This window comes from Plantactinospora sp. B24E8, from assembly GCF_039871735.1.
Classification (GTDB): Bacteria; Actinomycetota; Actinomycetes; order Mycobacteriales; family Micromonosporaceae; genus Plantactinospora.
The window spans coordinates 17,082-28,952 of sequence record NZ_JBDPMH010000015.1; the positions used below are offsets into that span (position 1 = coordinate 17,082).

At 70.4% G+C, this 11,871-nt stretch carries 9 protein-coding genes; 7 read left to right on the top strand and 2 right to left on the bottom strand.

The window, feature by feature from the left end; genetic code table 11:
* Positions 1-2: 2 nt before the first annotated feature.
* Positions 3-1,094 carry a winged helix DNA-binding domain-containing protein gene (locus tag ABGB21_RS21385; RefSeq protein ID WP_347657301.1) on the bottom strand — a complete coding sequence of 364 codons (1,092 nt, stop codon included), beginning with the start codon at positions 1,092-1,094 and terminating at the stop codon, positions 3-5.
* A gap of 152 nt (positions 1,095-1,246) precedes the next feature.
* Here ABGB21_RS21385 and ABGB21_RS21390 point away from each other — a divergent pair, with 152 nt between their 5' ends.
* From ABGB21_RS21390 to ABGB21_RS21400, 3 genes are all read left to right on the top strand, one after another.
* Positions 1,247-2,131: a helix-turn-helix transcriptional regulator gene (locus tag ABGB21_RS21390; protein WP_347657300.1), complete on the top strand. Its 885-nt coding sequence runs from the start codon at positions 1,247-1,249 to the stop codon at positions 2,129-2,131.
* Positions 2,132-2,200: 69 nt separating this feature from the next.
* The gene (locus tag ABGB21_RS21395) at positions 2,201-3,022 is read left to right on the top strand and encodes an SAM-dependent methyltransferase (protein WP_347657299.1); all 822 of its coding nucleotides are present in this window, start codon (positions 2,201-2,203) and stop codon (positions 3,020-3,022) included.
* A gap of 190 nt (positions 3,023-3,212) precedes the next feature.
* The gene (locus tag ABGB21_RS21400; protein WP_347657298.1) at positions 3,213-4,310 is read left to right on the top strand and encodes a hypothetical protein; all 1,098 of its coding nucleotides are present in this window, start codon (positions 3,213-3,215) and stop codon (positions 4,308-4,310) included.
* Positions 4,311-4,369: 59 nt separating this feature from the next.
* Here the strand turns inward: ABGB21_RS21400 and ABGB21_RS21405 are convergent, their stop codons facing one another.
* Positions 4,370-5,407 (bottom strand): LacI family DNA-binding transcriptional regulator, encoded by a 1,038-nt coding sequence (locus ABGB21_RS21405; protein ID WP_347657297.1) that lies wholly within the window; start codon positions 5,405-5,407, stop codon positions 4,370-4,372.
* A 290-nt stretch (positions 5,408-5,697) separates the two neighbouring features.
* On the opposite strand from ABGB21_RS21405, the gene ABGB21_RS21410 reads away from it, so the two are divergent.
* The 4 genes from ABGB21_RS21410 to ABGB21_RS21425 are packed head-to-tail and all read left to right on the top strand — an operon-like array spanning position 5,698 to position 11,773.
* Entirely contained in the window at positions 5,698-8,121 is a 2,424-nt protein-coding gene (locus ABGB21_RS21410; RefSeq protein ID WP_347657296.1) for a glycoside hydrolase family 3 N-terminal domain-containing protein, read from the top strand.
* Entirely contained in the window at positions 8,118-9,116 is a 999-nt protein-coding gene (locus ABGB21_RS21415; protein ID WP_347657295.1) for an ABC transporter permease subunit, read from the top strand. The genes ABGB21_RS21410 and ABGB21_RS21415 overlap by 4 nt, the downstream gene beginning before the upstream one ends.
* Positions 9,113-10,078, top strand: a complete 966-nt coding sequence (locus ABGB21_RS21420) for a carbohydrate ABC transporter permease (protein WP_347657294.1) — start codon at positions 9,113-9,115, stop codon at positions 10,076-10,078. Before ABGB21_RS21415 ends, ABGB21_RS21420 begins: the two co-directional genes overlap by 4 nt.
* A gap of 57 nt (positions 10,079-10,135) precedes the next feature.
* On the top strand, positions 10,136-11,773 hold the full coding sequence (locus ABGB21_RS21425; protein ID WP_347657293.1) for an extracellular solute-binding protein: 1,638 nt from the start codon (positions 10,136-10,138) through the stop codon (positions 11,771-11,773).
* Positions 11,774-11,871: the final 98 nt, after the last annotated feature.

Below are 11,871 nucleotides of genomic sequence, written 5' to 3' on the forward strand. Positions count from 1 at the left end.
CGTCATCCGCCGAACTCGACGCCGGCGAGCGGGACACCCCGGTACGCGGCGAGGCGTTCTGCCTGCTCGGTGACGCTGCTCCGGGTGGCCGTCGAGAGCCGGCGCCACGGCTGGACGGTGACGGTGAACGTCCGGCCGGACTTCCGGGGACGCCAACTGCCCACCAGTTCACCGTCGACCAGGACGGCGCCCGGGCGGCCCAGCACCGGCCACAGTTCCTTGGCGCGTGCCGGGTCGGTGACCAGCGTCTCCCGGTCCCGGGCCTGCAGGAAGAGGTCGTACGGGCCGAGCAGCCGGGTCACCCTGACCTCGGCGGACTCCAGCGCCGCCCGGTCGTGGCCGAGCAGCCAGCGTGGTTCGCCGTCGACCGTCACCTCGACAACGTCCTCGGGCCAGCGTTCCTTCACCTCCCGGACCGGGGCGTCGAGGTAACCGGCCACCTGCTTCGGGGTGGCCGGGCCGAGCAGTCGCAGACATCCCCGGATCAGGTCGAACCGGTCGCCCGCCGCGGTGGCCGGTCGGAAACCGGCGATCGGGCAGAGCACCGGAGGCGAGGTGTCGAGCCGCAACTCCAGTCCGGCCCGTACGGCGGCCAGCCGCAGCGGCATTTCGTAGACGTGGGTGGCGTCGCAGGGGCGGCAGAACCGCAGGTACGGTTCGGGCAGCCGGCTGGACAGCCGGCCGGAGACGTCGCCCTTGGCCATCGGCCCGGTCACGATGTCCCGCAGGTGGGCGGCCACCTCGTCGAGCGCGGCCAGGTTGCCGATGCCGGCCGCCTTCAGTGGCCTGGCCGCGTCGTAGATCCGCCGGCCCGCGTCGGCGTCCGAGTACGGCGCGACCGCGGTCGCCACCTCGGCCAGGTCGCCGCGCCGGTAGAGGTGCGGAGCGCCCCGGACGCTCCACAGCAGGATCACGTCCGGCTCGGCGAGCGCGCTCACCTCGACCCCTCGGACGGCCAGCGCCCACCGGGCGCCGTCCGGCCCGGTGTCCTGCACCCCGAGGTCGAGTACGGCGCTGTCGTCGAGCGTGCCGTGCTCCCGGTCGAGTTGCTGGGCGTGGACCCGGAACCTCGACACCTGACGCCGGTCAACCATGGCCACCAGCCTAGTGAGTGGGCCTGCCCGGCCGGGTCGGCACCGAGTCCTGCCGGCGGTGGCGTCGTGGCCGGCGCCTGCCATCGACCGCCGGTGGTTTCCGCCGGCCGGCGGTGGCATGCTGGACGGCGGGAAAGATCCGGAGGTGCGTGGTGCGCGGATCACCAGGGCAGGACGGGCCCGGCGAGGACCCGACAGCGGTGCGGATACTGGTCGGCGCCCAGCTTCGGCGCCTGCGCGAGGAGCGGGGGCTGACCAGGGCGGAGGCGGGCGAGCCGATCCGCGCCTCGGAGTCGAAGATCAGCCGGATGGAGCTGGGCCGGGTCCGGTTCAAGGAGCGCGACGTCCGTGACCTGTTGTCCCTCTACGACGTGCGGGACGAGCAGCAGCGGGAGACGTTGCTGGCCCGGGTCCGGGAGGCGAACGCGTCCGGCTGGTGGGACGCGTACCGCGACGTCACCCCGAACTGGTTCCAGCGGTACCTGGGCCTGGAGGCGACCGCCACGCTGATCCGCAGCTACGAGGTCCAGTTCGTGCCAGGACTGCTGCAGACCGAGGAGTACGCCCGGGCGGTGGTACGGCTCGGGCACGGCGGCGCACGGGAGCGGGAGGTGGCCCGCCGGGTACGGCTGCGTCTGGAGCGGCAGCAGATCCTGACCCGCCCGGACCCGCCGAAGCTGTGGGCGGTGGTGGACGAGGCCGCGCTACGGCGCCCGGTCGGCGGCCGCCGGGTGATGCGTGACCAGCTCGAGGCGCTGGTCGCCGCCGTCACGAAGCTGCCGAACGTGACCCTGCAGGTGGTCCCGCTCGCCGCCGGTGGACACGCCGCGGCCGGCGGCGCGTTCAGCATCCTGCGCTTCGCCCAGCCGGACCTGCCCGACCTGGTCTACATCGAACAGCTGACCAGCGCGTTGTACCTGGACCGACGGGAGGACGTGGACTGCTACTTCGACGCGGTGAACCGCCTGTTCGTGGAGGCCGCACCGGCGCGGGAGACCGTGCCGATCCTGGACCGGATCATCCGTGACCTTGGATGAGACGTGCCGCCGACCGGATGTATCCTTGGCCGACCACAGTGGACGGCAGCAGACCGAAGGGCTTGACCGGTGACCGAGGAGATCCGCCCGTCCGGCAACGGACCGGCGACCGAACCGAAGATCGACACCACCGTTCCGCAGACTGCCCGGGTCTGGAACTACTGGCTCGGCGGCAAGGACAACTACGCCGTCGACCGCGCCCTCGGCGACGAGATCGCGAAGGCCTTCCCGATCATCGTCGACATCGCCCGCGCCGACCGGGCCGTCCTCAACCGGGCCGTCCGCCACCTGGCCGGCGAGGCCGGCATCCGGCAGTTCCTCGACGTCGGCACCGGACTGCCGACCACCAACAACACCCACGAGGTGGCCCAGTCGGTGGTCCCGGAGGCCCGGATCGTCTACGTCGACTACGACCCGCTGGTGCTCGTACACGCCCAGGCGCTGCTGACCAGCGGGCCCGAGGGTGCCACCGACTACATCGACGCCGACCTGCGGGACGCCGAGACGATCCTGCGCGAGGCGGGGCGGACCCTCGACCTCGACGAGCCGGTCGCGCTCATGCTCTCCGGAATCCTGGCCCACCTGCCCACCGTCGAGGAGGCACGGTCCGCCGTACGCGCATTGATGGACGGCCTGCCCTCCGGCAGCCACCTGGTGGTCGTCGACGGCACCAACACCAACCCGGAGCTCAACGACGTCATGCGGATCTGGAACGAGTCGGCCAATCCGCCGTACGCGATGCGCAGCCCGGAGGAGATCGCCAGCTACTTCGAGGGGCTGGAGCTGGTCGAACCGGGCCTGGTGGACGTCACGCGGTGGCGGCCCGACCCCAGCCCGGCCGGCCTGCCCCCCACCCTGGACAACCTGATCGGTGTGGGCCGCAAGCCCTGACGCCGGTCGGTGGGCCGCCGCCGGCGCGGACCCGGCCCACCCGTCACACCAGGCACCCGGTGGGATCGCGTCCAGGATCGCGACCACAGTCGCCCGTACGCCTGTGCCACTGCCACTACCCGACAGCGCCGCCCGCCGACGTCACGGAGACTGTGCGGTAACGCATCGACTTCTGCCGATAGGAGGGCACATGCGTATCCGTCCCCGCATGCTCGCCGTCGCGCTGGCCGCCGCGCTCACGGCCACCGCGCTCGTCCCCGCCGCCCCGGCCCGGGCCGCCACCGCCGAACGGTGGGGCTTCGCCTACGTCGACGACCCGACCGTACCGGTCTGGACCGTTTTGGACCCCACCCGACAGTGGGGCAGCTGGAAAGCCAGCTTCCCCGGACTCTCCGCCGAGGGGATGAAGGTCGGACCCGGCCGGTTCCTGGTGAGGTTTCCGCAGGTCGGCACGGGCTCGCGAGGAAACGTGCACGTCACCCCGGTGAACCGCACCGGCAACTACTGCGAGATCGTGCGCTGGGGCCAGTCCGGCGCCGACGAGATCGTCGACGTGCAGTGCCACAAGCCCGGCGGCGAACGGTCCGACACCCCGTTCACGGTACTGTGGACGGTCAGCACCGGGGTGATCCCGCCGGCCCAGGGGACGTACGCCTCGGTGCAGTGGGGGCCGGCCGCGATCGTGCAGTCGTACAACTCGACCGGCGCCGGGGTGAGCGTCACCCCGCTCGGAGTCGGCATCTACGAGGTCCTGCTCGGCGGGGTCGGTACGCTCGCCGGGATCGCCGGCAACCTGCAGGTGACCGCGGTGCAGCCGAACGCCGGGCCTCGCCGGTGCAAGGTGCTGCGCTGGGGTGGCATCGGGTCCGACGTCCTCGCCTACGTCGGCTGCGTCAACCAGGCCGGCGCGGCGACGGCGAGCGAGTTCACCCTCTCCTACCACCGGGAGCGGGCCGTTTTCGGTTCGTTCGGCCCACCGAAGTACGTCGGCTACCTCTCCTCGGCCCACGGCGGCCAGACGAACTGGAACTACCCGGCCGGCGGCTTCGGCTTCAACGCCTTCGGCGCGATCGCCCCGGCCGGCCGCTACCTGGTGAAGTATCCGTTCCTCGGGTACGCGGAGACGCACGCCCAGGTGACGGCGTTCGGCCCCGGGTCGAACTACTGCCACCTGACCCAGCCGTGGCGGCACGTCGGCGGCACCGCCGAGGTGGACGTGCTCTGCTTCGACAACACCGGTTCGCCGGCACCGCACGACTTCCTCTCCACCGTCACCTCGCGGGAGTGATCCGGTAATCCCACCCTGGCGGCGGGCCGCCCGGCGCAGGTGCCGGGCGGCCCGGTCGGTCAGCGGGGTTCGGCCGGGGGCGCGGTGCTCTCCCGGACCACCAGTTCGGTCACCAGGTCCACCCGGCTGGCCGGCAGGGCGACACCCCGGGCCAGGTCGAGCAGCATCTGGCTGGCCGTGCTGGCCATGTGCCGCACCGGCTGGTTGACCGTGGTCAGCGCGGGTCCGAGCCAGGCGGCGACCGGGATGTTGTCGTAGCCCACCACGGAGAGGTCCCGGGGCACGTCGAGGCCGAGCTGCCGGGCCGCCCGGAACACTCCCATGGCCTGCATGTCGGAGCCGGCGAAGATCGCCGTGGGGCGGTCCGGCCGGGACAGCAGTTCCATGCCGTGCTGATAGCCGGTAGCCACCCGGAAGGCGCCGCACCGGACCAGCCCCGGGTCGACGGCGACCCCGGCCTCGTCGTGGGCGAACTGGAACCCGGCGGCCCGGGCCCGACTGCAGAGCACGTCCTGCGGTCCGGAGATGATCGCGATCCGCCGGTGTCCAAGGTCCAGCAGGTGCCGGGCGGCGAGTTGCCCGCCGTTCCAGTTGTTCGAGCCGACGGTGGGGACCGAGGCCGAGGTCGCGCTGTCGGTGTCGATGACAACAAACGGGATCCGCTGTCGTGCCAACTGCTGCCGCTGCGGCTCGGTCAGGTTGCAGAGCACCAGCAGTACGCCGAGGGGGCGGCGGGCCAGGATGCCGTCCAGCCACTGCGTGGACGGTCGGTGCGCGCCACCGAGCTGGGAGAGCACCACGTCGACCCGGGCGTCGGTGGCCACCTCCTCCACCCCACGGATGATCTCCATCGCCCAGACCGAGTCGAACTCGTGGAAGACCAGGTTGATCTGCTCGGCGTGGCTGGGCTGCCGCTTGCCGCGACGGCGGTACCGGTGCCGTTCGAGACTGGCCTCGACTCGGGCCCGGGTCTCCGGCGCGACGTCAGACCGTCCGTTGAGGACTTTCGAGACGGTGGTCGTGGAGACGCCGACCTCGTCGGCGATGGTCGCGATCGTTGCCGAACCGGGTCCGACGACCGCACGATTATTTGTCATCATGGCCTCACACAACGTGTCCGAAAGTTTCGGCAACGAACCCTAACACCGCGTAGCTCAAGCTTGCCGGCGCCGGCGAGGACCACCACGACCGGCTGGAGCGTTGCCGGGACGATACTCCATGCGACCAAACAGGACAGCAGTTCAGAGAGCCTTGACACACCCCGGCGTGGCGCTTAAGTTGCCCGGCACAGGTAACGCAGTTATTACCGAAAGTTTCGAAGACGCGCCGACGTGTGCCGCCCGCCGTCCGAACGGGCCGACGCCCATGTTCGGACTGGAAGGGTGGCATGACAACTCAGTTGCCCATGGACGACGGACCCGCGTCCGAGCCGACCGCGCCGTGGCGGGATTCGGCACTCTCCCCTGCCGAACGGGCCGAGGCGCTGGTCCGGGTGATGTCGCTGGAGGAGAAACTCGCCCAACTGGTCGGGCTCTGGGTCGGCGCCGACGCCTCCGGTGGCGGTGTCGCCCCGTACCAGGCCGACATGACCGACGACGTGCCACAGTGGAGCGACGCGATCCGGCACGGGCTCGGCCAGCTCACCCGGCCGTTCGGCACCGCGCCGGTCGACCCGGCGCTCGGCGCGCGGGCGCTGGCCGCCTCCCAGGCGCAGATCGCCGCGGCCAGCCGGTTCGGGATCCCCGCCCAGGTGCACGAGGAGTGCCTCACCGGTTTCGCCGCCTGGCGGGCCACCGTGTACCCGGCACCGCTGAGCTGGGGCGCATCCTTCGACCCGGAACTCGTCGAGGCGATGGCGACCCGGATCGGCCGGTCGATGCGGGCCGCCGGTGTGCACCAGGGTCTGGCGCCGGTGCTGGACGTGACCCGGGACTACCGTTGGGGCCGGACCGAGGAGACCATCGGCGAGGACCCGTACCTGGTCGGCACCCTCGGCGCGGCGTACGTCCGGGGTCTGGAGGGCGCCGGAATCGTCGCCACCCTCAAGCACCTCGCCGGATACTCCGCCTCCCGGGGCGGCCGCAACCACGCTCCGGTGCCGATGGGTCGGCGGGAACTGGTCGACGTCATCCTGCCGCCGTTCGAGATGGCGCTGCGGCTCGGCGGGGCACGGTCGGTGATGAACTCGTACGCCGAAATCGACGGCGTACCGGTGGCCGCCGACCCGACCCTGCTGACCGACCTGCTGCGCGACGAGTGGGGTTTCACCGGCGTGGTGGTCTCCGACTACTTCGCGGTCCGGTTCCTGCAGACCACGCACCGGGTGGCGGGCGGAGCCGAGGATGCCGCCCGACTCGCGCTGCGGGCCGGAATCGACGTGGAGTTGCCCACCGCGGACACCTACGGGCCACCGCTCGCCGAGGCGGTCCGCTCCGGCGCCGTCGACGAGGCGCTGGTCGACCGGGCCGCGCACCGGGTACTGGCCCAGAAGGCGGAACTCGGCCTGCTCGACGAGGACTGGCAGCCACTGCCCGACGACGTCGGACAGCTGCGGCTCGACGACGAGGTCGGCCGGGACCTCGCCCTGCGGCTGGCCCGACAGTCCGTCATCCTGCTCCGCAACACCGACGGGGTGCTGCCGCTCGCTGCCGACCAGCGGGTCGCGCTGGTCGGACCGCTCGCCGACGATCCGATGGCGATGCTCGGCTGCTACTCCTTCCCGCTGCACGTCGGCGTGCGCCACCCCGAACACGGGACCGGCGTGGAGATCCGGTCACTGCGCGAGGCCCTCGGCCAGCTGGTGCCGAAACTCGACCACGTGCCGGGCTGCGACATCACCGGCGACGACACCTCGGGCATCGCGGCGGCGGTCGCCGCGGCGGCCGAGAGCGACGTCTGCGTCGTCGCGGTCGGCGACCGGGCCGGCCTGTTCGGCCGGGGCACCTCCGGGGAGGGATGCGACGCCACCGACCTGCACCTGCCTGGCGTCCAGGGCGAACTGGTCCGGGCGGTACTCCACACCGGCACCCCGGTCGTCCTGGTCCAGCTGGCCGGTCGGCCGTACGCGCTCGGCCCGGAGGTCGACTCCGCCGCCGCCGTCGTCCAGGCGTTCTTCCCCGGCCAACTCGGCGGCCAGGCGATCGCCGAGGTCCTCACCGGTCTCGTCAACCCGTCGGGGCGGCTGCCGGTGGGTGTGCCCCGGGTCTCCGGCGGCCTGCCGGGCACCTACCTCGCCCCACCGCTGGGCCGGCGGACCGAGGTGTCGTCCGTCGACCCGACCCCCGCCTTCCCGTTCGGGCACGGGATCGGCTACACGACCTTCGAGTGGCGCGACGCCGTCGTACTCGGATCGGACGGTCGGCCGGTGCCACCCGGACCGGCCGACGGCGTCCCGCCGGGCTGGGCCGTCGACGGCGAGGTGACGGTACGGATCACCGTCCGCAACAGCGGGGTCCGGGCCGGCACCGAGGTCGTCCAGCTGTACCTGCACGATCCGGTCGCCCAGACGACCCGGCCGGTGGTCCGGCTGGTCGGCTACGCCCGGGTCGCGCTCGAGCCGGGCGAGGCCGCCGACGCGACCTTCGTGGTCCCCGCCGACGTCACCTCCTTCGCCGGCCTGCACGGCCGGCCGATCGTCGAGCCCGGCGACGTCGAGCTGCGGTTCGGCCGCTCCAGCGCGGACGTGGTCGCCACCGTGCCGCTGCGCCTGGTCGGCGTCGAACGCGAGGTCGGTCACCAGCGGCGACTCCAGTCGCTGGTGCGCGTCGAGCGCAACGACGCGCTCCCGCACATCCCGGAGGCCCGAGAATGAGCACACCGAGAACACTCGCCCCACCCCCGGAAACACTCGGCGTCGAGGTACGACCCGAGGGCCGCCGGCGCGGCCGCCCGGACCGGCCCCGGCGCCGGGGCTGGGGACAGGCACTTCGCCGGGACTGGCAGCTCTACTCGCTGGCGGTCCTGCCGCTGCTGTTCTTCCTGATCTTCCGCTACCTGCCGATGCTCGGCAGCGTGATCGCGTTCCGGCGGTTCCAGCCCGGCGGCAGCATCTTCGGCGAGTACTGGGTCGGCCTGCGTTACGTCAAGATGTTCCTCAGCGACCCGACGTTCTGGAACGTCTTCACCAACACCCTGGTCCTCGGCGCGCTGACCCTGGTCATCTGCTTCCCGCTGCCGATCGTGCTGGCCCTGCTGCTCAACGAGGTACGCGCCCGGCGGCTCAAGCGGTTCGTGCAGTCGGTGTCGTACCTGCCGCACTTCCTGTCGATCGTGGTCGTCGCGGCAATGGTGATGCAGATCCTCTCCGTCGACGGCACGGTGAACCAGCTGATCCTGGCGGTCGGCGGCGAGGCGGTGCCGTTCCTGCAGCAACCCGAGTGGTTCCGGACCATCTACGTCTCCTCCGAGGTCTGGCAGACCGTCGGCTGGGGCACCATCCTCTACCTGGCCGCGCTCACCACGATCGACGACAACCTCTACGAGGCGGCCCGGATCGACGGCGCCAACCGGTGGCGGCAGACCTGGCACGTCACGCTGCCCGGCATCCGGCCGACGATGGTGACGCTGCTGATCCTCAACGTCGGCACCTTCATGGCGGTCGGGTTCGAGAAGATCCTGCTGCTCTACAACCCGCTGACGTACCCGACGGGAGACGTGATCGCCACGTACGTCTACCGGATGGGTGTGCAGTCCAGCAACCTCAGTTACGCGGCGGCGATCGGACTCTTCGAGGCCCTCATCGGGCTGACCCTGGTCCTGACGGCGAACGCGATCTCCCGTCGCACAGTGGGGGCGAGCCTGTGGTGACCATCAAGCCCTCGACCGTCCCCCCGTCCGGGGAAACCCCCGACCCGACGGTCGGCACGCCGCCCGCGCCCCGGCGCCGCCGCGGTATCCGGACCAGCCGGGGCTACCGGATCTTCCAGGTGGTCAACAGCATCGTCCTCACCCTCGTCGTGGTGGTGACGCTGTACCCGTTCGTCAACATCGTCGCCCGCTCGTTCAGCGACGAGTTCTACATCCGCTCCGGTCAGGTCAACCTGATCCCGCGCGGCTGGAACCTCGAGACGTACCAGCTGGTGATGTCGGACTCGATGTTCTGGACGAACTACCGGAACACCGTGGTCTACACCGTGGTCGCCACGGTGATCGCGATGGTGCTGACCACCTGCTACGCGTACGTGCTCGCCAAGCCCCAGCTCAAGGGTCGAGGCGTGTTGATCGGCATCGCGGTCTTCACCATGTTCTTCACCGGCGGCCTGATCCCGAACTACGTACTGATCAACAACCTCGGCCTGCGGAACACCATCTGGGCCATCGTGCTGCCGAACGCGATCAGCGTCTTCAACCTGCTGGTCATGAAGGCGTTCTTCGAGAGCCTGCCGGTCGAGCTGGAGGAAGCCGCCGCGGTCGACGGGCTGAGCACGTACGGGATCCTGCTGCGGATCGTCATCCCGCTCTCCAAGGCGGTGATCGCCACGATGGTGCTGTTCTACGCGGTCTCCTTCTGGAACTCGTGGTTCAGCGCGTTCCTCTACATGGACCGGTCGGACCTCTTTCCGGTCACCGTCTACCTGCGCAACCTGATCGCGGGGGCGACCAGTGCCACGTCCACCGGCGGCGGCATCGGCACCTCCGACGTGGTTCAGACCGCCGCCAGCATCCAGTCGGTGACGATCGTGCTCACCGTCGTACCGATCCTGATGATCTACCCCTTCATCCAGCGGTACTTCGTCTCCGGAGTCATGCTCGGCGCGGTCAAGGGCTGACCCCGGAACCTCCCAGTCCGTTCACCCCCACCGCACCTCACACCGGAAGGAAACCCGATGTTCCACAGATTCCGGCGCCACGCAGCGTTGGTCGCTGCCGGTGCGCTCACCCTCGCCATGGCCGCCTGCGGCAGTGACGGGGACTCCGACGCCGAGAACCTGGACGACAACCGCGTCGGCGCGATGTCCGAGTACGGGGTCGGCACCCAGTTCAAGGCGACCGAGCCACTGACCTTCTCGATGCTCTACAACAACCACCCGAACTACCCGAACCGCAAGGACTGGCTGTTCTGGTCGGAGCTCAACAAGCGCACCGGCGTCACGATCGACACCGTCGAGGTCCCGCTGAGCGACTACGAGCAGAAGCGCGGCCTGATGATCGGTGCCGGCGAGGCCCCGATGATCATTCCGAAGACGTACCCGGGCCAGGAGGCCCCGTTCGTGGCGTCGGGCGCGCTCCTGCCGGTGAGCGAGTACATCGACCTGATGCCCAACTTCAAGGACAAGATGGAGAAGTGGAACCTCAAGGCCGACATCGACACGCTGCGTCAGGCCGACGGTAAGTTCTACATCCTCCCCGGGCTGCACGAGAACGTCTGGCCGGACTACTCGCTGGCGATCCGGACGGACATCCTGGAGGAACTCAACCTCCAGATCCCGAAGAGCTGGGACGAGTTCTACACCGTCCTCAAGGCGATGAAGGCGAAGTACCCGAACCAGTACCCGTTCTCCGACCGGTGGAGCAAGCCGACGCCGGGCGGCAACCTCTTCAACATCATGGGCGTCGGCTTCGGCACCCGGGGCGGCTGGGACTACCAGAACTACACCTGGGACGCGGCCGCCGGCAAGTTCGTCTTCACCGGCACCACCCCGCAGTACAAGGCGATGGTGGAGTTCCTGAACAAGCTGGTCAAGGAGGGGTTGCTCGACCCGGAGAGCTTCACCCAGGACGACGACCAGGCCCGGCAGAAGCTGGCCTCCGGTAAGTCGTTCGTGATCGGCACCAACGCCCAGACCCTGGTCAACGAGTACCGCCCGGACGTCAGCAAGCTCGACCCGAACGCGAAGATCGTGAAGATCCCGCTGCCGGCCGGCCCGGCCGGCGATGTCAAGCGGGGCACCCGGCTGGAGAACGGTGTCGCCATCTCCAGCAAGGCCCGGGAGAGCAAGAACTTCGTCGCGATGATGCAGTTCCTGGACTGGATCTACTACTCCGACGCGGGCCAGGAGTTCGCCAAGTGGGGTGTCGAGGGGACGACGTTCACCAAGGACACCGCCGGCAAGTGGACGCTGGCCAAGGACATCGACTACGTCGCGCTGAACCCGGGCGCGCCGAAGCACCTGCAGAAGGACTTCGGGTTCGGCAACGGCGTGTTCGCCTACGGCGGACCCACCAAGCTGCTCCAGTCCACCTTCTCCGCCGAGGAGCTGGAGTTCCAGCAGGCGATGGCGGCCAAGCAGACGCTGCCGGTCGACCCGCCGCACCCGCTCACCGACGAGGAGCGGGAGCAGGCGACGCTCTGGGAGACCCCGCTGAAGGACTTCGTCACCCAGCAGACGCTCGCGTTCATCCTCGGCCAGCGTGACCTGGCCCAGTGGGACGCGTACGTGGCCGAGGTGAAGGGCAAGAACGCGGACGCCTACATCGACCTGGTCAACAAGTCGTACGAGCGGTTCAAGAAGGACCACGGCTGATCGCACGGCACCCCGGTCCGGTCCCGCCCGATCCCCGGGCGTGACCGGACCGCACCCCCCCCGGGCCCGCCCGGTACGGCACCCGCCGACCGGCCGGG

Bases quoted from the DNA above. Each gene is read 5' to 3' on its own strand.
- ABGB21_RS21425 (WP_347657293.1), top strand. From the start codon at position 10,136: ATGTTCCACAGATTCCGGCGCCACGCAGCGTTGGTCGCTGCCGGTGCG.
- ABGB21_RS21410 (WP_347657296.1), top strand. From the start codon at position 5,698: ATGACAACTCAGTTGCCCATGGACGACGGACCCGCGTCCGAGCCGACC.
- ABGB21_RS21405 (WP_347657297.1), bottom strand. From the start codon at position 5,407: ATGACAAATAATCGTGCGGTCGTCGGACCCGGTTCGGCAACGATCGCG.
- ABGB21_RS21415 (WP_347657295.1), top strand. From the start codon at position 8,118: ATGAGCACACCGAGAACACTCGCCCCACCCCCGGAAACACTCGGCGTC.
- ABGB21_RS21385 (WP_347657301.1), bottom strand. From the start codon at position 1,094: ATGGTTGACCGGCGTCAGGTGTCGAGGTTCCGGGTCCACGCCCAGCAA.
- ABGB21_RS21400 (WP_347657298.1), top strand. From the start codon at position 3,213: ATGCGTATCCGTCCCCGCATGCTCGCCGTCGCGCTGGCCGCCGCGCTC.